The organism is Amycolatopsis sp. NPDC003861, assembly GCF_053605405.1.
This window is the reverse complement of record NZ_JBSGJD010000004.1, coordinates 88,348-106,890: the sequence shown is the minus strand read 5'-3', so window position 1 is coordinate 106,890 and position 18,543 is coordinate 88,348. Positions and strand designations below refer to the sequence as shown.

The following is an 18,543-nucleotide window of genomic DNA, read 5'->3' as shown; positions in this document are numbered from 1 at the left end:
CGGCGTTTCTAGCGTGAGCCCGATATTCCGCCATAGACGCCTAGCGCGTGTCGCGCAGGTTCGACCGGATGGCCGTACATAGAGACGAACAGGTCTGCAGCCCTGCTCGTCCCTACCCCCAGTGCGCCCTTACGACGCACCACTAGTCACCCAGGTTCCGGTCCGCGTAGATCTTCATCGCATCCCGGACGAACCCGGCCGTCGGGCCTTCGAGCCCGTACCGCGGGTCGTCCACGTACAACTGCCCGAGGCCCGCGAAGTACCCCGCGGACACCGACGAAACCGCCGGCCGGAGCCACTCGTGCAGCCGCCGCGTGATCGCCTGGACCTCGTCGGAGTCCGGGGCGAGGCCGGACGCCGCTTGGAACGCGGCCACGATGTCGCGCTGCTCCTGCTGGTGGGCCTCCTTCTCCGCGGCCGACAACGAGCTCCACCACTGGTCGCCGCGCCGGTACGCGTCAGCGCCCCAGCGGCGCGTGACCTCCTCCTCGTAGCGGGTGTGGTCGAAGCCGTCGAACACCTCTTCTGCCATCAGTCGTTCACCTCCCTTCAGTTTCCGGAGGGTCGTACGGACCGACTCGATCTGCCGTCCGATCCGCCGCTGCTCCCCTTCGAGCAGCTCCAGGTGGGTCTCCAGCGCCGCGGCGCTGTCCTGCTGCCCGTCGAGCACCCCGGCGATCGCCGGCAGGCCGAGGCCGAGCTCGCGCAGCAGCAGGATCCGCTGCAGCCGGACGAGCGCCTGCTCGTCGTAGTAGCGGTAGCCGTTGCTGCCGACCCGGCTGGGTTCGAGCAGGCCGACCGCGCCGTAGTGGCGCAGCGTCCGGCTCGTGGTCCCCGCCGAGCGGGCGATGTCCTGGATCGACCACTCCATGTCGTCGACGATAGAAGTTGACGCAGCGTCAAGGTCAACCGCTAAGTCTCTATAAGACTATCTAGAACCAAGGCTATAAAGAGCCAGAAAGCCCGATGAGGATTCGAGCACGGGCCGAGCGGGCATCCACGGAGTAGGTTCGACCAGGCAGCGGCCCGTACGAGGAAGGCTATGACCGTGATACTCCGTCGAGTGGCCCGTCCCCTGCTCGCCACGATCTTCGTGACGGGCGGGATCAATGCGCTGAGGCAGGCCGAGGGCCACGCCAAAGCGGCGGAACCGTTCCTCAACAACGCGCTCGACAAGTTCGGCGACAAACTCCCGGAGCAGATCCCGCGGGACCCGGTGACGCTCGTCCGGATCGACGCCGCGGTGAAGATCGGTGCCGGTCTCGCGCTCGCATCCGGCAAGGCGCCGCGGCTCGCGGCGGGGCTGCTCCTCGGCAGCCTGGTGCCGACGACGCTTTCGACGCACAGCTTCTGGACCATCAAGGACCCGGGCGAGCGTCAGCAGCAGCAGGTCCAGTTCTTCAAGAACGCCAGCCTGGCCGGTGGCCTGCTGCTCGCGGTGGCCGACACGCACGGGAAGCCGTCGGCGGCCTGGCGCGCGAAGCACGCGGCGAAGGACGTCGGCGCCGCGGCCGGGAAGCTGAGCCGCAAGGCCGAGAAGCGGGCGAACAAGCTCGCGAAGCGGGCGCAGAAGGCGCTCCCCAACTGAGCCTACGCGTAAGTGCCACCCTCGGGTGGCACTTACGCGTAGGGGCTACTTCTCCAGGATCGCGGTGACGCCCTGGCCGCCGGCCGCGCAGATGGAGATCAGGCCGCGGCCGGACCCCTTCTCGTGCAGCAGCTTCGCCAGGGTCGCGACGATCCGGCCGCCGGTCGCGGCGAACGGGTGCCCGGCCGCCAGCGACGAGCCGTTGACGTTCAGCTTGGCCCGGTCGATCGCGCCGAGTGGCTCGTCCAGCTCCAGCTTCTCCTTCGCGAACGCCGGGTCCTCCCACGCCTTGAGCGTGGCCAGCACCTGCGACGCGAACGCCTCGTGGATCTCGTAGAAGTCGAAGTCCTGCAGCGAAAGCCCGGCGCGCGCGAGCATCCGCGGCACGGCGTAGGCGGGCGCCATCAGCAGGCCCTCGTCGCCGTGGACGTAGTCGACGGCCGCGGTCTGCGAGAACGTCAGGTAGGCCAGCACCGGGAGCTTGTGCGCCTTGGCCCACTCGTCCGTGGCCAGCAGAACCGTCGACGCACCGTCGGTCAGCGGCGTCGAGTTGCCCGCCGTCATCGTGCCCTCGGGGCCGCCGAAAGCCGGCTTGAGCTTGGCGAGCTTCTCCGCCGTCGAGTCCGGCCGCAGGTTCTGGTCGCGCGCGAGCTTGAGGAACGGCGTGACGAGGTCGTCGAAGAACCCGCGGTCGTAGGCGGCGGCGAGCTTCTGGTGACTGCTCGCGGCCAGTTCGTCCTGCGCCTCGCGGGTGATTTCCCAGACCTTCGCCGTCAGCGCGGCGTGCTCGCCCATCGACAGGCCGGTGCGCGGCTCCTCGTTGCGCGGGATCGCCGGGACGATGTGCCCGGGCCGGATCTTCGCGACGAGCTTGAGGCGGTCGCCGAGCGTCTTGGCCGCGTTGAGCTGGATGAGGATCTGACGCAGGTCCTCGTTGACGGCGAGCGGCGCGTCGCTGGTCGTGTCGACGCCGCCGGCGATGGCCGAGTCGAGCTGGCCGAGTGCGATCTTGTTGGCGACGTTCACGATCGCCTGCAGGCCGGTGCCGCACGCCATCTGGACGTCGGACGCGGGCGTCGCGGGCGAAAGCTTGCTGCCCAGCACGCTCTCGCGGGCCAGGTTGAAGTCCTTCGAGTGCTTGAGCACGGCGCCGGCGGCGACCTCGCCGATCACCTCGCCCTGCAGCGAGAAGCGGCTGACCAGGCCGTCGAGGGCGGCGGTGAACATGTCCTGGTTCGACGCCTTCGCGTACGGCCCGTTGGACCGCGCGAAGGGGATCCGGTTGCCCCCGATGATGGCGACCTTGCGCACGGCGGGTGTCTTCTTCGGCGGCATGACTTCACCTCTCTGGTCGTGTCCCTCACACTTTAACCTACTCGGGAGTAGGTTAGACTGCGACGTGACGCAGACTGCACGGGAGGCAACCGATGGCTGACAGGTACCAGCAGTTCACGAAAACCCCGTTGGGGAAGTTCGTGGTGCCGAAGCTCGGCCTGCCGAACCCCGCGACGCTGCGCCGCTACCAGCCCGGGCAACCCGCCCTCGAGGGTCCCGCACTTCTCGGCGCCGCGCCCGGCGGCCGGCTCGAGAAAACCCTTCGCGACCAGCTGGCCGACGCCGGTATCGAGGTGATCGCCTCGGCTGCCGACCGGCACGCGGCGCTCGTCTTCGACGCCACCGGCGTCACCGACCCGGCCCGGCTGCGCGAGGTGTACGACTTCTTCCACCCGGTGATCCGCAGCGTCGGCCCGTCCGGCCGGGTCGTCGTGCTGGGCACGCCGCCGGAGCAGGTCGAAGGCCGCGAGCGGATCGCTCAGCGCGCGCTCGAAGGATTCATCCGTTCGGTGGGCAAGGAGCTGAAGCGCGGCGCGACCGCCCAGCTCGTGTACGTCGCCGAGGGCGCCGAAGAGGCCACGGACTCGACGCTGCGCTTCCTGCTCTCGGCGAAGTCGGCGTTCGTCGACGCGCAGGTCATCCGGATCGGCACCGAAGGCAAGACGGCTTCGGCGCCGTCGAACTGGGAAAAGCCCCTCGACGGCAAGGTCGCCCTGGTCACCGGCGCGTCCCGCGGCATCGGCGCGGCGATCGCCGAGGTGCTGGCCCGCGACGGCGCGCACGTCGTCGCGCTCGACATCCCCGCCCAGGGCGGTGACCTGTCGAAGGTGGCGAACAAGGTCGGCGGGTCGTCGTTGCAGCTCGACATCACTTCGCCGAGCGCGCCCGCGAAGCTCGCGGAGTACTTGAAGGAGCGTCACGGCGGCGTCGACATCGTCGTGCACAACGCGGGCATCACGCGCGACAAGACGCTGGGCAACATGAGCGAAAGCGCGTGGGACTCGGTGATCGCCGTCAACCTCGCTTCGCAGCTCGCGGTGAACGACAAGCTCCTCGCCGATCGCGTCCTGAACGAGAACGGCCGCATCATCGGCGTCTCGTCGATCGCGGGCATCGCCGGCAACGTCGGCCAGACGAACTACGCGACGTCGAAGGCGGGCGTCATCGGCATGGTGAACGTCGGCGCGCCGCAGCTCGCGGCGTACGGCGGCACGATCAACGCCGTCGCGCCCGGGTTCATCGAGACCAAGATGACGGCCGCGGTGCCGCTGTTCATCCGCGAGGCCGGGCGGCGGCTGTCCAGCCTCGGCCAGGGCGGGCTGCCGGTCGACGTCGCCGAGACGATCGCCTGGTACGCGAACCCGGCGTCGGCCGCGGTGAACGGCAACGTGGTCCGCGTCTGCGGCCAGGCCCTGCTGGGGGCGTGACGTGGCGATCCGCGAACTCGACAGCACGCCGAGCCTGGCCACGCTGTACCCGAAGGCCCTGCTCGGCGGCGTCCTGCGCAAGCCGTCGGGGGGCGAGCTGCCGGACACGGAGCTGGTGCGCACCGGCGTCGTCGTCGACCCGGCCCACCTGGCCGCGTACACCACGGTGTGCGGCTTCCGGCTGAGCGACGAGCTGCCGGCGACGTACCCGCACATGCTGGCGTTCCCGCTGCAGATGGCGCTGATGACCGAGCCGGGGTTCCCGTTCCCGCTGCTCGGCATGGTGCACGTGGCGAACCGGATCACCCAGCACCGCGCGCTGCGGGTGGGCGAGCCGCTGACCGTGCGCGTGCGGGCGGAGAACCTGCGTCCGCACGAGAAGGGGCGTCAGTTCGACGTCATCAGCGAAGCCCAGGCCGGCGACGAGACGGTGTGGACGGACGTCAGCACGTACCTGCGTCGCGGAGGCTCGTCGGGTGCTTCTTCGCGGCGTGAGCAGCTGGCGCCGCCGACCCCGGACGCGATCTGGCGCATCCCGGGCGACATCGGACGGCGCTACGCGGAGGTGTCGGGCGACCGCAACCCGATCCACCTGCACCCGCTGACGGCCCGCTTGTTCGGCTTCCCGGCGGCGATCGCCCACGGCATGTGGACGAAGGCCCACGCGCTGGCCGCCTTCGAAGGCCGGCTGCCGGAGGCGTTCACCGTGGACGTCCGCTTCAAGCAGCCGGTGCTGCTGCCGGCCAAGGCCGCCTTCACGTCCTGGCCGGTGGACGACGGCTGGGCGTTCGAGCTGTGGAGCAAGTCGAAGCCGCACCTGGAGGGGACGATCAGCTCACTCTGACGGCTTCCAGACCGCGCCTTCGATGAGGTCGTTGAAGCCGAGCCAGACGAGGTTCATCAGCCAGGAGGCGAGGACGCCGTCGGAGATGTCGGGGTGGTCGAGGGCCCAGTCGGCCAGGGACTCGGCTCCCCCGACCAGCGAGGCGGCCAGGCCTTCGCCGGAGAACTCGGCTTGCTCGCCGACGCCCTTGCGGGTGCCGGCGGACACGACGAGCGCGGCGACGAGCTGGATCGCGCGCGCCCGCATGTCGGTGATCTCCGCGGCGAAGGCGCCGCCGACGGTGAGGGCCTGGCGGTGCAGGACCGTCCAGGACTCGCGGTACTCGGCGACGAAGCGGTAGAAGGACCGCAGGCCGTGCCAAAGCTGCATGTCCGGCGGCAGGTCGGGCTGAACGCCGGCCTGGATGGCCTCGAGCAGGCGCGTCGCCTCGCGGCGGATGCACGCGCCGAAGAGGTCTTCCTTCGAGCCGAGGTAGGTGTAGATCATCGGCTTGGAGACACCGGCGACGTCGGAGATCTCGTCCATCGACGCGGCGTGGTAGCCGTGGCGCGAGAAGACCTGGACGGCGGCGTCCAGGATCTGCCGCTCGCGCACGGCACGCGGCAGCCGCCGGGCCCGCTCGGGCGGACGCTGATCTTCCTCTGACACGCTGGACCTCCTCGTTGCTGCCCGGAGACGGTACCGGCAGTGGACCCGTCAGGGTGATTTCGGCACGCTTGCCCGCCTACCTACTGGCAAGTAGTATTACCCTCGAGTAACTGGGAGAGGGGTGACCATGGCCGAAAACGCCGGGATGACCAGCGCCGATCGGATCGCGGAGCTCCGCGGCACGGCACTGCTCGACGCCCTGGAGCGGCTCGACCCGCTGGGCCCGGAGGCCCACGCCCTCGACGTCAACACCCTCGTCGAAGCCCTCGACCCGGCCGAGCTCCGCAAGGACGACTTCCGCCGGTTCCTGAATGTCCTGCTCACGCTGGCATCCCGCGCACCGGCGTTCGACCTGAGCAAGGTCGAGCCGGCCCGCTTCGCGTCCCTGGTGGCCTCGGCGTCGCGTGCGCAGCTGGAGAGCGTCGTCGCGGACAGGGCCCTGCGAGAGCGCGTGCTGGACGAGATCTTCGCCCGCATGGGCGCCCACATCAGGCCGGACCGAGCCCGCGACGTGCAGGCGGTGGTCCACTGGCGCCTGTCAGGAGGAGCGGGAGAGGGCGGCTTCGACCGCTACGAGACGACGATCGCCCACGGGTCCTGCACGGTGAGCAGGTCGATGCACGCCACCCCGCGAGTAACGATCACCATCGCCCCGGCCGACTTCTTCCGTCTCATCACGCACCAAGCAACCCCGGCGGTGTTGTTCGTCACGGGAAGAATCAAGGTAAAAGGCGACCTCGCCTTCGCGGCGGGGCTGATCGGTTTCTTCGACTTACCAAAGCCCGTATAGTCCGCCCGTGCCCCGAAACGCGAGATGGCGCCGCCCCCGCACCCTTCGCGGCGGCCACGCGGTGAACGCGTTCGCGGAGAAGCTGGTCATCGGCCGCCTGACGCCGTCCCAGTTCGTCCAGGTGTTGGAAACGTTGCACATGCTGGGCTCCGCGGGCGCCGGCATCGAGCTGAGTTCCCTGTCGACGGACGTCCTGGTGGACGTGGTCCGCAAGGCATCCCGCGAGCAGTTGAAGGCCATCGCGTCTCATGCCGAGCTGCGATCGGTGTTTTTGGACGAGATCTTTCGTCGAATGTCGGAGCATTTCTCGCCGTCGCGTGCCCGCCACGTCGACATAGTAGTTTCGTGGCGCTTTTCGGAGGGCACCGGAGAGGACGGCTACGACCGTTTTCAAACCGTCATCGAGGACGGCGTGTGCGTGTCATCGACAGACCTGTCCCGGACGCCGGACACGACGATCACACTGTCGGTGGACGACTTCATCAGGATGGCCACGGGCAACGCCGCGGTGGCAGCGATGTTCGTGACGGGCCGGGTGAAGGTCAAGGGCGAGTACGCCCCCGCGGTGCGGTTCTCGAGCTACTTCGACATCCCCAAGCCATCCGTGGACTAACGGTCGGTTGTCGCCGAATCAGCGGCTAAAACAGACGCGCGTCGGCCACCTTCTCAAGGGCATTGCTCGGCTGCTGCTGCCGACGAAGGGGCTTGCTGCTCTTGGTCACATCCCAAGCGCCGTTCACCGCCTCGTCGAGTGCTGCCTCGTCGAGTTCGAATCCCAAGGCCGCGGCCAGCACGTGCGCGGCGAGCCTGGGTGGGATGGCGTTGCCGATCTGCTGCGAAATATCGCCGCCCTGCCACGGGTAGTCGAGCGGAAACGTCTGCAGGCGTCCCGCCTCTTGGGGACTGAAACGTGGCAGCTCCTGCTCGTCACGTGTGACCAGACGGTTCCGTGAAACCTTGCCGGTCACGGTGGCGGCCGGTTCCTCGGAGGTACGCCTGCCCCGAGCCTTGGGGTCTCCGCCGGTGCCGTAGTTGGAGATCACCACGTAGGGTGACTCGCGCTTGACCGCCTCGCCCATGGTCGCCCATGGGAGCAGGGCCGGGTCTCCCTGAGTCGCGGGCACGCCTTTGCGGTACAAGCGGTGCGTCGGTTTAGGAAGGCTCGGCGTACGGTCCCGTCGTGCGATGAGGATCGCCCGACGGCGCGTCTGCGGCACCCCGAACATCTCGGTATGCAGGATGCCGCAATCGGCCTTGTAACCGACTCCGGCCAGCGCTTCTCGCACGGCGTACCACACTGGTAGGACGGCAGGCACCTGCTCGAGCACGATCGCGTCGTACGGACGTCCGTTTCGGACGGCCTCGAGCGCCCACCTGAGCGGCTCCAGCACCAGCCCCGTCCGGTCGTCGTCCAGCTCGGCCAGGTTGTCCTTGACGTCTTCACCCGCCGCCATGCGTTTGACGAACCTGAGCACCTGGTCCAACGCGCGCCTACCTGCCCCGCCGCCGGCCACTGTGTATGTCTGGCACGGCGGACCACCGGCGAGAACAGTGGCCGTTTCGAAGTCCGATGGCTTGTGCTTGCGAACGTCTTCGTGCCAGGTCCGGAGTCCTGCCGCGGCGCGAGTGGCGCAGGCATTGGCGTCCCACTCGATCCCGTCCACGTCGAGCCCGAGCCAGTGTGCGGCGACATCCAGCCCACCTGGGCCTGCAAAAAGATCCACCATGTGGATCCGCCCGGACGGGCCTGAGGTGGACGGTTCAAGGAGCATGCGGGTGAGCCTATCTCGTGCACCCGCAGGAGCGGAGTAGACGCGGTCAGGTGGCGTCCAGCACTTCGCGAATCGCCTGTCCGACTGCACGACCCACCGGTGGCGGTGTGGCGTTGCCGACCTGGCGGTATCGACTGGTCTTGCCCCCCGACAGTTGCCAGTCCTCCGGGAACCCCTGGAGCAGAGCAGCCTGCTCGACGGTCAGCTTGACCATACCCACAGGCCCGGCTTCGGGCTGCCAGCGGAAATCGGAATCCGGCGGCAGGTCGGCGAGGGCGCCGCCGTTCACCCCCATGGTGGCCCACCGGCGCTTGGAGCCCGAGGGGCCCAGATCCGGGCCGCCGCGCTCCCATGAGCCTCCGACCAGAGTGGGGGCGAGCTGGTTGGCCTGCGCGGCCCAGTCGTCCGCCTGAGTCCATCCCCGGGACGCCATGGATGTCCGAAGCACTTCACCCACCGAAGGTGGCGGAGGCAGCACCGGAGGCATCCGGAACTTGTCTCCTGCCCCACCCTTGAACGCGACGAGAAAGCCGTGTGGGCGTTCCTGTGATACTCCGTAGTCGGACGCATCGACAACGAACCACCGTACGTCGTAGCCGAGGTGCTCGAGTTCCTTCTCGACTTCTTCACGTGCCTCGGCGTACTTGTCCTTCTCCACCAATTCCGACAAGTTCTCGACGAGCAACGCGCGCGGCTGCATTCCCGGCACAAGCCAGGTCGTGGCGCGGAGAAGCTCCAGTTCGACGTCGCTGCCGCGACTGCGGTTGTTCGTTGCCGACCCCTGCACTCGAGGCAGCCCCGCCGACAACAGATCCACGTCGTATAAACGCCGGTCGTCCGACGACGGGTCGAACTCGAGCAGGTCCATCTGCTGCACGTTCCACGTCGGCCGGTTGAAGCTCAGGGTCTTGCACGGCGCCTCGAAGTTGTCGAGCAGCAGGACCGGGTCGAAGCCCGCCTGTTCGAGTCCGAGCGCAAGTCCGCCCGCGCCCGCGCAGACCTCGACTGATTCGAGACGTTTGTCCGTCGAAAAACGATGCTTCGACGGGGATACCTGTGGCATTCGGTCCCCTCCCTCAGGTGGTCATGATGTGGTCGCGTTCGTTTGTTCGGATGGCTCGCGGACTAGTCGGGTTCTGTCCGCTTCGACCTGTCTCGAAGTGGCGCTTCCGACAGGAGCTTCTCGAACAGCGGCACCAAGGCGTCGACGGAATTCGGGTCGACAGCGCCATCTTCAGGGCCGTCGGGCAGCCGATCCCAGGGAACCGGGGGCATGGAGGCGGAATCGGCGATCCAGCTGCGAAGCGCGTCGCCATCGGCCGGGCTTTCCGGCGCCAAGACGTCGAACACCAGCGTGCTGCCGGCCGCGTTGACCGCTTTGGACAGCGCGTTGACGTGGTCCGAGCCCCTGGACACGTTGTCGTCGGCGAGTCGCCGGATCACCCTCAGCATCGCCGCCGCGGTCGGACGGTGATCGATCACATCGGACCGCATGATGCTGTTCGGTGTGTCCTGGTAGACGAAGACGGTCTCGACGGGCCCGTAATCGGCACCGTCGCGAAACAGCTCTGCGGCCCACCACAGCCGGGCGAACGCCTGCACATAGTGCAGCCCACAGAAGCGCGTGGTTTTTGCGATCTCCGCTCCCTTGTGGCGCCACACCACGTAATCGGGTGCGACGAGCATGGCGAGGTAGTTCCAAAGGCCCTTCTCCGCGGCCTCGGCACGGGTCATCCGCAACGTCGCGTGCAGGCGCGGTGCGAGCCAGGCATCGGCCTGGTCGGCTCGGTCCTCGAAGCGGCTCATGGCCTCCTCGACGAGCTCACGCACCGGCGCCGTCCGCCACCGGAGATCATGATCCGGCAGAGCTACGGCGACTTTCCGTAGAGCCGTCTGAGGTGGCGTTTCCTGCCCTGCCTGCATACCGCGGCTGAGGTACTTCGTGACGGCCGCGTCGGACAGGTGACCGAGGACGGCGGGAAAATTCACGGCAGGTGCGTCAGTCACCGGACGCCGTCCTTTTCCTGGCGGTGGACGGCCCGGACGGCGTTGGTCAGCTTCTTGGTCACCTGGCTGCGCTTGCCCGCCGCGTACTGGATGTTCGTCTGTAGCTCGGACCACCCGGAGCCACTGACGCGACGGTCGTCGATGTCGAACAGCGCGTCGGTGAGCTGCCTGCCGGGCAGCACATCCGGCAACATCATGCGGAGGACGGGGTCCCGCCAGCCGGTCGGCATGATCGGCGTGCCGTCGTCATCGACATCGAGTTCGCTGGTCGCGGCGTGGAACATCGCCGTCCACACGTCCTGGGCGATCTGGCTCGAGGTCAGGTCGCGCAGGAGCTTCTCCATCGGCGAACCGCCCGTGCCGTTGAGCACTTCGATCACCCCTTCCACGGCGGTGGTGTTCAGGTAGACGGTCGGTGTGTCGGCGACCGTTTCGACGATCCACAGCGAGTCCTTGAACGGCCGTAGCCACTCTTCCGGCCCCTCGCGGAAGTCCGTTTGCACGATCGCGATCTCATGCTGACGTCGAGGCGTTGCCGCCTTGAGATCGATGTACCAGTCGATGTCCGGGGCGCCGATCATGCGTCCCCGCACACCGTCGACTTCGGCCACCACGGTCAGTGCCAAGACGGCCCGGTTGAAGTGACGGTCGTGGACCAACTCGATGGTCCCGTGCCATTCGCCGTTGTGACCGGGTGTCAGCTTGGCAACGCTGCGTGCGTTGGTCACCGTCTCCGAAAGCACCGCCAAGCAGTCGATGTCGGACCAAGGGCCGTCGGCGATTTCCGCCGAGGGCAGCGATGCCTTCAGTTCGATTCGGGCGACATCCCATTCGTCGCGTCCGGTCTCGTGGAGCGCCACGGTGCGCTCCGGCTTGGACACGCGGGAGTACGGCAGGTCCCTGCCGTCGACCGTGACGGCCGCGACTTCGAAGTCCACCGCCCCGAACAGGGTCGGGTAGGGGAAGATCGGCTTCACGCCGCACCTCCACGCGCTTTCTGGATGTCGACGACCAAACGGGCGAGCGTGCCCGACACGGGGTGACTCGATGGATCGGTGACGCCGGAGAAGGTCGCCGACCGCACGCCCGGCTCGACGACGAGATTGCCGTTCTCCTCGTGGCAGTTCTCGGCGGCAGCCAGCTCTTTCCACTCGACCGCGGGCTTGCCCCCCGATCGCACGTCGAACTTCGCCACAGGTGTCAGCAACCACGGATCATCGGCCTCCGGCAGCTTCAGATCGACCCAGACGTTCCAGGCGCCGGTGCCGTCAACGTGCCCTCGGATGTTGCGCACGGTAGGGACATTCTGGGTTCGGTGAACCCCACGGGGACCTAACCCGTCGAGCTTCAGCAGCTCCCGCAACGTCGCGGGGCCACCTTCCGAGCTGGTGACGCGACGACCGACGAGCCTGCGGACCGCGTCCTCGATTTCGACACGGAATTCGCGCAGTCGGCTTACTGCTCCCCTCGCGTACACCGAGGTCAGCTCCTCGGTGTGTTCCCACCGATCGTGTTCGGGGGGTTCGGATGCTCGAAGAAACTGTTCGGCGAAGTCGACGTCGTCCGCCTTCCGGTCGGTGGCCGATCCGGCGAGCAGGACCGCGTGGAATCGTGTCGCACCGAGCGGAAGATCGCGGGGTCGCCGCTTCATGATCGTCATCCGAGTGCCTCGCATGTAGACGACTTGGTTGGCGGACTCGTCGTCGTCCTCGGCGGTGGTGAGGAGCAGAACAGCCAGGTGCTCCCTGCCCTTCTTCTGCCCGCCGGATTCTCCTCGACGGGGCGGTACGACGAGTCGGACGTCGGCGCGGGCAACCTGGTTGCCGGACGTCAGTTCGTCGACGGTCTCGTCGTCGAGGTACGCCTGAAACGCCCGGCTCAGGGCAGCGTGGGATTCGCGTGGGTCGACTCGCTCTTCTTCGATGAAGACGCGGCCGTTTCGCAGGGTGACAACGCTGGCTTCCAGCAGGGGCCCCTCTTTGCGTCCCCCGATCATGGCGGCCCAGAAGCCGTCGGCCAGGGCGCTGACCAGCTTTTCGTGCATCTCCTGCAAGGACTCGGTCGTCCCCGAGGCGTCGTGGGCCCCGACTATCAGGAAAGAGGTTCCCGGTTCGTCCGTGAGCCGGTCCAGGTGAAGATCTTGGACGGTCTGCGGATCGGCCCACCAAGAGCGGGAGACGGTCTTGTGGTTCGGTTCCGTGTCGGGTTGTCCGAACCAGCCGGGCCCCGCGTATGCCTCTCCGTCGACCGTGCGCCAGGGCAGGTCGAGTCGTCCGACGACGCGCCGTTCGGTGCGGCCTTCATACGGCTGGGACAACGTCGAGTTCATCAGGACCAGGCTGAGCCGGCTCGTCGTCCAGAGCGTGACCTTGCCGAGTCCGTACGATCCACCGGCTCGCTTGCCGGACTCCTTGTGGCTGTCCAGCTGGCGGCGGACCACCGCGGCGTACCGACCGTCGTCGTACTCGCTTCCGGTGAGGCCGGATGCGTTGTAGTCGTCGACTCGGAGAAGGGTCAGAGTCTTCTTTTCGTCGAGTTCGGCCAAGGCGGCTTGCAAGCTCCGCGAGACCTTCTGCTCGGCGGCGGCCGCTCGGTCGTAGTGCACCCGAAGCTTGTGCCACTGTATCGCCTTGAGGAAGGCGTCGAGGTGCTCTCCGGTCAGCTCTTCCAGCGTGTATCGCACGCGGACCGGCTTGGTCGGGTCGAGCCGCTCGTCGAGCGAGTTCTGCGTGGCCTCGCGGGCAAGCACCGACAGGTCGGCGTCGAACGCGAAGGCCGCGGCGTTCCCGTACTCACGCCCGCCGTCGAGGTGTGCCGGCCGATGGTGCCACCGCAGCGGCATCGTGGGTGCTACGTCGGTGCGGTTGTAGACCGACGCCGAGTCGGTACCGAGGATTTCGGCGATCTTCCGCTGGGTCTCGGGGCGAGGTTCGGCGCGGTTGTTGACCCAGGCGGAGACCGCGGCCCTGGTGATCGGGATTCGTTCGGCGAGCTGGGCCTGGGTCAGGTTGGCCTGCCGAAGTTGGCGCGCCAACCAGGAGCCGAACAGCTCCCTCCGTTGCGGGCTCATCCTCGGTACTCCTTCGGTGGCGCGGGTGTCCCGGGTGGTGGAACAAGCGCGACCCTATCAGCTGAATTTTGACATGGCCAGACATGTCAAAATTCAGTAGACAGTCGAGGGAGTGGACCGGCTAGCGAGGCTGCCTGCCGGTTACGGCACGGCGAATCCGGCAAGCGGCCGCATCGGCCGCTTCGTGCTCCCAAACCCGCACGGCGAGCCAACCGGCTTCGGCGAGGCGTGCGTTGGTGTCAAGGTCGCGTCGTCGATTGTCTTCGATCTTGGCTTGCCAGAACTCGGCGTTGTTCTTCGGCCAGGTCGCATGGTCTGGACAGCCGTGCCAGAAGCAACCATCGACGAAGACGGCAACCTTGGCGCCGACGAAGATGATGTCGGCTTCTCGGCGGACGCCCGACACGGGACGTCGATGGATCCTGTATCGCAGCCCGGCTGCGTGGAGAGCTTTGCGCAGGGCAAGTTCGACCTGGGTGTTCCGCGACTTCTGGCGGCTCATTCGATCGCGGGTCTGGGGCGTCGTCTCCAGCGGCTTCACGCCCGACATTCTGGCGCGCGGATGCCGCTCGGGTGAACCGGCGGCCTTGCGTGACGGTTTCGGTCCTCAGCCGTCGATGACCCGGCCTTCGATCACCGTCGGCTGATCGGATTGGCGGGCCGTCTCCGGAACCACCTCGCTGTCCACCACCATCACCGGCCCTCGCCGCCGGTTCGCAGACCGAACGGCTCGCCTCTCCAGTCGTCGCAGCCACAGCCGCCGCGCCACCGCGCGCGTGGGCGGGAGGATCAGCAACAACCCCAAAACGTCACTCACGAACCCCGGTACAAGGATCAACACCCCGCCGAGTCCGATCAGCATGCCGTCGGTCAGCTCCTTCTCCGCCGGCCGTCCCAACCGAGCCGACTCCACGAACGCCCTCATGGCCTTGCCCCCCTCTCTGCGGGCCAGCCAAGAGCCAAGAAACGCGCCGGCCAGCAGGAGGGCCAGCGTGCCGAGAGCCCCGACCGCCGAGCCCACCGCCCAGATTGCGGCGATCTCGGCGAAGACGTACAGCAGGAACGCGATAGCCATACCCGTACAACGAACGGCCTGCCCGACTTGCTCCCGAGTCCTGGACTCGGCGCGAATCGTCACGCCGAGTGAACCTCCACCACGCAGCCAGTTGCTCACTGTAGTCGAGTGACTGTGCTCTGTGTTTGTAGTCCAAATGGTGTCACATTGGTGAAACAGCTCACCCGATCGGGGTGAAACCGGCTACGGTCGAGTGGTGCCCGACGGTCTTTTCCAGCTCGAGTCGATCCTCGCCCCTGAAGTCGACACCCGGCCTGCGTCTGAGGCGTCGGGGGACGACGAGCTCGATGAGGTCGCCGAGTGGTTTCGCCGAAACCCGGTTTTGCGAGAGACTTTCGGAGCGATCCTTCGTCAGTCCATCGACGAGGTGCTCGATGGTCAGCGCACCGGACGGTACGATATAGAGCAGGCAGACAAAACCGAGAAGACCTATCTGGGTACCAAGGTCGAGATCGTCATCCGGGCGGCTTTTGAGCTTCCTCGCGGCAAGCAAATGGACTATTCCGTCAAAGGTCACGAGGTTGATTCGAAGTTTTCCATGCGTGGGTCCTGGTCAATCCCCGGCGAAGCTGTCGGACATCTGTGTTTGTTGACGTCGGCGAATGATCGAAAGGGCACGTTCGATGCCGGGTTGATCCGTATCACCGCAGAGGGTCTCAATGCGGGTCTCAACCGAGACAAAAAAACCACGATCACGCCCGCGGCCAAGGAAGGGATAGTCTGGCTGGCACGCCAAGAGAAACTGCCTGGCAATCTACTCCTGTCCTTGCCTGCGAAGCAGGTCGAGACCATCGTCAGCCCCTCGTCCGGGCAGGAACGAATCAACAGATTGCTCCGCAGTGTGCAGGGGCGAATCATAGATCGCAATACGGCGGTCACTGTCGCCCGTCAGGCCGACGGGCTCAAGCGGTGCCGAGATGCGCGACGGCGACTTTCCGATGAAGGCATCGTCGTTCTCGGGCACCAGAATCAGAGCCCGAAGGTTGCCAGGTCGCTCAGCCTCCCTGTCCCGGTCAAGGGAACCTTTCTTTCGATTCGGCTCGCTCGGGTCGATGATGACACTGTCGACCGGCCGACGGTTACCTTGCCGGAAGGCGTTTACGCGGTTGCTCGCTCCGCGGATCCTCCGGTCAAGGCGCCGACCATAGCCTATTAGCGCTGGTGTATTTCGCAGAGAGTTGCCGGCACGCGTCGATTGGGTAACGAATGTGTGACAGCGAGCCGATTTCTACCGACGAAGGTTCGTTCTCGCCTCTTCTGACGACGGCAGACTGCGTGATCTCCACCTTCAAGGTCACGCCTGCCATGGAGCAGAAATACACTGATTGGATTAATGACCGGTCTCGTTCACGCGTCGTCGAGCTGGTGATGAAACACGAGACGAGGTATCTATATCAGTTGACTCTGGCTGACGTGAAGAAAGTCTGTGACGCTACGGAGCACGCGCTCGGCCTGGTCAAGAGAAAAGAAGCGGAAAGCGTCGTTGAGACGCGGAACTGGTTTCCCGAGTTTGCGTTCACGCATATTATGCACCACTATCTCGAGACCCGACGCTCGTTGCCAACCTGGCAGAATTTTTATCATTTCCTTTTTTATTCCGATGAGGGCAACTCGCTGATTGGAATCGCGACTCGGTGGCACAAGGCTGAAAGGTTGGCGGGCGGCGTTTCGGAGAAGCTTGCCCGCGACGCGTTGAGGTGGCGTTTTGGAAACGCCTACTACAGTTTTCTTCGAGAAGTGCATATGCTGGTTTATCTGCGCGAAAATGGGTTTGATGTGCGATCTCATCCACTCGCCGACGCGTTGTTCAGGATTGACGGCTGGATGGGTGACGCGGTTATCAGTATTTGGGTCGCCAACGAAAATTTTCGACGTGAGAAAGGATTCGACCCGCAGGGTAGGAAAGATCGTGTGAAGGATTTACTGGCCGGTTCCGTGCCTTCTTTTCGGTTTGTCGACATCGAACTGGACAAAGCGGAAAAATGGGGCTGCGTTCATCTTTCTTCCGATTCTGCGCTGGAAAAGGCCAAGGCTAAACTGGTCGCGGCACGTAAATAGTTCGGCGCCAGGTCTGTCGGAGTCGACTGCTCTTTCGGTGAAGTTCCTTACCGATTGTGTCGGCACAGGCGGCAATGGCTGAATTTGCGCACTCGGCTCGTCGATTCGCGCAAATACGGCTTCAGGTGCTGTGCGATCGCCTCGGCCAGCATTGGTGGCACGGCGTTGCCGATCTGCTTCGCAACCTGCAGCTTTGTTCCGCACCACTGGAAGTCGTCGGGGAAACTCTGGAGGCGCGCTGCCTCCCAGTGGGTGACGGGTCGATCGACGCGATGGCCGTTCGGTCCCGACTCCCACTGCGGATGCAGGTATTGACCCTTCTCGGGCTTGAAGAACTCGGTGCGAATCGTAAGTGACGGCATGTCCCACCTCATGCGCCCCATGACGTCGGTGGTGCCCGTTTTCTTCTCGCGCCAACACTTGGGCAGCAAGTGTTCGGGTAGGTCGAACCGGCCGCCACCCGGAGGAATATGGCTGTAGCGCTCCAGTGAGCGTGCCACCGGGTTGCGTCCGATGTGCAGGTCCGAGCTCTTGAAAATTCCCGGGATTTCTTCGGCGAAGAACTCGACGCGGGATGAGGGCAACTCGGTCGTGCCCGGCTTCTCCGGCAGGCCGGTCAGTACGTCACGAGTCGTGTGCCACTTCGGCATGCCGCCACTGGTGTCGGGGCGCGCATGGGTCGGCGACGGCAGAGGAATCCGGCCCACCTTCGACCCGATCACGATGGTTCGCTTGCGACGCTGCGGTACGCCGAAGTCCGCTGCGAGCAGAAAACCTGATGTCAGTTCGTAATCCTCGAGCAGCCCACCCGGAGCCGCCTCGGCCTGGAGGAGGGCGAACTCGCTCGAAGAGAAGAATCTGTCGACGTTCTCGATGACGAAGACCTTCGGTTTGGCGTGCTGCACGAAGCGGATGTATTCCTTCCAGAGTTTGTTCCGTGGATCGTGAACGTTTCGCGAGCCGAGGTTCGAGAAGCCTTGGCAGGGAGGGCCTCCGATGATCAAGTCCACGAGTGGGATCTGATCGTTCGGAATGGTGGCGATGTCTGCGTAGCGGGTGTGTGCCTCACCGAAATTTGCCGCGTAAGTCGCTGCGGCGTGCAGGTCGAACTCGACCGACATCACGGGCTTGAAGCCCTTTGCGGCGATGAAGCCCGATGTCATGCCGCCACAGCCGGCGAACAGGTCGATCATCTTGAACGGTGCTGTGCCCACGGCTCGCAGGTTAGTCGAGTTCTCTGACATTTCTCCGCATTGACCAGCGATCAGGCCTGTGCGGGTCGCCACCGCAACGCCGCCCGCCCAAGTGTGCCCAGCTCACCTGAGCAACGTCGAAACCATCGACCGCAACCCCGCGGCCAGCCGATCCGTCTCGCCGGTGCGCAAAAACCGCACCATCAGATCGCTGTGCAGCGAGCCCAGCAGCAGGTGCGCGATCAGGTCCGCATCGAGGGACGGCGACGCCGACGCGATCAGCCCTGACACGTGCGCGTGCCACGCCAGGTAGATCGGGCTGTTCAGCCGGTCCGACGACGCCTGCTCGAACGCCGCCATCACCTTGACGTTGCGCGTGACCAGCTCGATCACCGCGTCGAAGAACGCCGCCAAGCGCGCAGCGGGGGGCGCGCCCGGGCCCAGCGGCGGCGGTCCCGAAGCCACGGCGAGAGACAGCGATTCGATTCGCGATTCCACCAGCGCGCGCATCAGGCCTTCGCGGTTGCCGAAGCGGTGGAACACCGTTCCCTTGCCGACGCCGGCCGCCGCTGCGACGCGGTCCATCGACACCTCGGACAACTCGTGGGAGGACAACAGCTCCTCCGTCGCGCGCAGGATCGCGCGGCGGTTCCGGGCCGCGTCGGCGCGCTCCATGACTACTCCTCGACAAGTTGACCGGCGGTCCATATAGTAGGCCACCGTAAGTTGACTGACG

Annotated in this window: 19 protein-coding genes; 7 read left to right on the top strand and 12 right to left on the bottom strand. The window is 66.1% G+C overall.

Annotated features, from left to right (window positions below):
* Nucleotides 1-142: 142 nt before the first annotated feature.
* The gene (locus ACWEVN_RS02470; RefSeq protein ID WP_452049938.1) at nt 143-871 is read right to left on the bottom strand and encodes a MerR family transcriptional regulator; all 729 of its coding nucleotides are present in this window, start codon (nt 869-871) and stop codon (nt 143-145) included.
* Nucleotides 872-1,042: 171 nt separating this feature from the next.
* Between ACWEVN_RS02470 and ACWEVN_RS02465 the strand changes: the two genes are divergently transcribed.
* The gene (locus ACWEVN_RS02465; protein ID WP_449683952.1) at nt 1,043-1,588 is read left to right on the top strand and encodes a DoxX family protein; all 546 of its coding nucleotides are present in this window, start codon (nt 1,043-1,045) and stop codon (nt 1,586-1,588) included.
* A gap of 45 nt (nt 1,589-1,633) precedes the next feature.
* Here ACWEVN_RS02465 and ACWEVN_RS02460 read toward each other — a convergent pair whose 3' ends face one another.
* Nucleotides 1,634-2,923 (bottom strand): acetyl-CoA C-acetyltransferase, encoded by a 1,290-nt coding sequence (locus ACWEVN_RS02460; protein ID WP_449683951.1) that lies wholly within the window; start codon nt 2,921-2,923, stop codon nt 1,634-1,636.
* A 92-nt stretch (nt 2,924-3,015) separates the two neighbouring features.
* Here ACWEVN_RS02460 and ACWEVN_RS02455 point away from each other — a divergent pair, with 92 nt between their 5' ends.
* A complete protein-coding gene (locus ACWEVN_RS02455; protein WP_449683950.1) occupies nt 3,016-4,350 on the top strand; it encodes a 3-oxoacyl-ACP reductase in 1,335 nt (444 codons plus the stop codon).
* A 1-nt stretch (nt 4,351) separates the two neighbouring features.
* On the top strand, nt 4,352-5,194 hold the full coding sequence (locus ACWEVN_RS02450) for a MaoC family dehydratase (protein WP_449683949.1): 843 nt from the start codon (nt 4,352-4,354) through the stop codon (nt 5,192-5,194).
* On the opposite strand, the gene ACWEVN_RS02445 is transcribed toward ACWEVN_RS02450, so the two are convergent.
* Nucleotides 5,186-5,842: a TetR/AcrR family transcriptional regulator gene (locus ACWEVN_RS02445; protein ID WP_043787198.1), complete on the bottom strand. Its 657-nt coding sequence runs from the start codon at nt 5,840-5,842 to the stop codon at nt 5,186-5,188. The two genes, ACWEVN_RS02450 and ACWEVN_RS02445, sit on opposite strands and share 9 nt — an antisense overlap.
* A gap of 127 nt (nt 5,843-5,969) precedes the next feature.
* Here ACWEVN_RS02445 and ACWEVN_RS02440 point away from each other — a divergent pair, with 127 nt between their 5' ends.
* Both ACWEVN_RS02440 and ACWEVN_RS02435 read left to right on the top strand, forming a co-directional pair.
* Nucleotides 5,970-6,632 (top strand): SCP2 sterol-binding domain-containing protein, encoded by a 663-nt coding sequence (locus ACWEVN_RS02440; RefSeq protein ID WP_449683948.1) that lies wholly within the window; start codon nt 5,970-5,972, stop codon nt 6,630-6,632.
* Nucleotides 6,633-6,693: 61 nt separating this feature from the next.
* On the top strand, nt 6,694-7,245 hold the full coding sequence (locus ACWEVN_RS02435; RefSeq protein WP_452049949.1) for an SCP2 sterol-binding domain-containing protein: 552 nt from the start codon (nt 6,694-6,696) through the stop codon (nt 7,243-7,245).
* Nucleotides 7,246-7,270: 25 nt separating this feature from the next.
* On the opposite strand, the gene ACWEVN_RS02430 is transcribed toward ACWEVN_RS02435, so the two are convergent.
* The 7 genes from ACWEVN_RS02430 to ACWEVN_RS02400 form a co-directional block, all read right to left on the bottom strand.
* Nucleotides 7,271-8,404 (bottom strand): DNA cytosine methyltransferase, encoded by a 1,134-nt coding sequence (locus ACWEVN_RS02430; RefSeq protein WP_452049937.1) that lies wholly within the window; start codon nt 8,402-8,404, stop codon nt 7,271-7,273.
* 46 nt (nt 8,405-8,450) lie between these two features.
* Nucleotides 8,451-9,467: a DNA cytosine methyltransferase gene (locus ACWEVN_RS02425; protein WP_452049936.1), complete on the bottom strand. Its 1,017-nt coding sequence runs from the start codon at nt 9,465-9,467 to the stop codon at nt 8,451-8,453.
* 62 nt (nt 9,468-9,529) lie between these two features.
* A complete protein-coding gene (locus ACWEVN_RS02420; protein ID WP_452049935.1) occupies nt 9,530-10,411 on the bottom strand; it encodes a DUF6339 family protein in 882 nt (293 codons plus the stop codon).
* The gene (locus ACWEVN_RS02415) at nt 10,408-11,388 is read right to left on the bottom strand and encodes a hypothetical protein (protein WP_452049934.1); all 981 of its coding nucleotides are present in this window, start codon (nt 11,386-11,388) and stop codon (nt 10,408-10,410) included. The genes ACWEVN_RS02420 and ACWEVN_RS02415 overlap by 4 nt, the downstream gene beginning before the upstream one ends.
* Nucleotides 11,385-13,481 (bottom strand): helix-turn-helix transcriptional regulator, encoded by a 2,097-nt coding sequence (locus tag ACWEVN_RS02410; protein ID WP_452049933.1) that lies wholly within the window; start codon nt 13,479-13,481, stop codon nt 11,385-11,387. Before ACWEVN_RS02410 ends, ACWEVN_RS02415 begins: the two co-directional genes overlap by 4 nt.
* Nucleotides 13,482-13,602: 121 nt before the next feature.
* Entirely contained in the window at nt 13,603-14,031 is a 429-nt protein-coding gene (locus tag ACWEVN_RS02405; protein WP_452049932.1) for a very short patch repair endonuclease, read from the bottom strand.
* Between the two features lie 57 nt (nt 14,032-14,088).
* A complete protein-coding gene (locus tag ACWEVN_RS02400) occupies nt 14,089-14,556 on the bottom strand; it encodes an FxsA family protein (protein WP_452049931.1) in 468 nt (155 codons plus the stop codon).
* Between the two features lie 196 nt (nt 14,557-14,752).
* Between ACWEVN_RS02400 and ACWEVN_RS02395 the strand changes: the two genes are divergently transcribed.
* Complete coding sequence (locus tag ACWEVN_RS02395; RefSeq protein ID WP_452049930.1) at nt 14,753-15,712, top strand: NaeI family type II restriction endonuclease; 960 nt, start codon at nt 14,753-14,755, stop codon at nt 15,710-15,712.
* A 119-nt stretch (nt 15,713-15,831) separates the two neighbouring features.
* Nucleotides 15,832-16,614 (top strand): hypothetical protein, encoded by a 783-nt coding sequence (locus tag ACWEVN_RS02390; protein WP_452049929.1) that lies wholly within the window; start codon nt 15,832-15,834, stop codon nt 16,612-16,614.
* A gap of 47 nt (nt 16,615-16,661) precedes the next feature.
* On the opposite strand, the gene ACWEVN_RS02385 is transcribed toward ACWEVN_RS02390, so the two are convergent.
* Together ACWEVN_RS02385 and ACWEVN_RS02380 are read right to left on the bottom strand one after the other, a co-directional pair.
* A complete protein-coding gene (locus tag ACWEVN_RS02385; RefSeq protein ID WP_452049928.1) occupies nt 16,662-17,828 on the bottom strand; it encodes a DNA cytosine methyltransferase in 1,167 nt (388 codons plus the stop codon).
* A gap of 102 nt (nt 17,829-17,930) precedes the next feature.
* Nucleotides 17,931-18,482 (bottom strand): TetR/AcrR family transcriptional regulator, encoded by a 552-nt coding sequence (locus ACWEVN_RS02380; RefSeq protein WP_452049927.1) that lies wholly within the window; start codon nt 18,480-18,482, stop codon nt 17,931-17,933.
* Nucleotides 18,483-18,543: the final 61 nt, after the last annotated feature.

Bases quoted from the DNA above. Each gene is read 5' to 3' on its own strand.
- ACWEVN_RS02470 (WP_452049938.1), bottom strand. From the start codon at position 871: ATGGAGTGGTCGATCCAGGACATCGCCCGCTCGGCGGGGACCACGAGC.
- ACWEVN_RS02465 (WP_449683952.1), top strand. From the start codon at position 1,043: ATGACCGTGATACTCCGTCGAGTGGCCCGTCCCCTGCTCGCCACGATC.
- ACWEVN_RS02460 (WP_449683951.1), bottom strand. From the start codon at position 2,923: ATGCCGCCGAAGAAGACACCCGCCGTGCGCAAGGTCGCCATCATCGGG.
- ACWEVN_RS02455 (WP_449683950.1), top strand. From the start codon at position 3,016: ATGGCTGACAGGTACCAGCAGTTCACGAAAACCCCGTTGGGGAAGTTC.
- ACWEVN_RS02440 (WP_449683948.1), top strand. From the start codon at position 5,970: ATGGCCGAAAACGCCGGGATGACCAGCGCCGATCGGATCGCGGAGCTC.
- ACWEVN_RS02430 (WP_452049937.1), bottom strand. From the start codon at position 8,404: ATGCTCCTTGAACCGTCCACCTCAGGCCCGTCCGGGCGGATCCACATG.
- ACWEVN_RS02425 (WP_452049936.1), bottom strand. From the start codon at position 9,467: ATGCCACAGGTATCCCCGTCGAAGCATCGTTTTTCGACGGACAAACGT.
- ACWEVN_RS02410 (WP_452049933.1), bottom strand. From the start codon at position 13,481: ATGAGCCCGCAACGGAGGGAGCTGTTCGGCTCCTGGTTGGCGCGCCAA.
- ACWEVN_RS02405 (WP_452049932.1), bottom strand. From the start codon at position 14,031: ATGTCGGGCGTGAAGCCGCTGGAGACGACGCCCCAGACCCGCGATCGA.
- ACWEVN_RS02400 (WP_452049931.1), bottom strand. From the start codon at position 14,556: ATGGCTATCGCGTTCCTGCTGTACGTCTTCGCCGAGATCGCCGCAATC.
- ACWEVN_RS02380 (WP_452049927.1), bottom strand. From the start codon at position 18,482: ATGGAGCGCGCCGACGCGGCCCGGAACCGCCGCGCGATCCTGCGCGCG.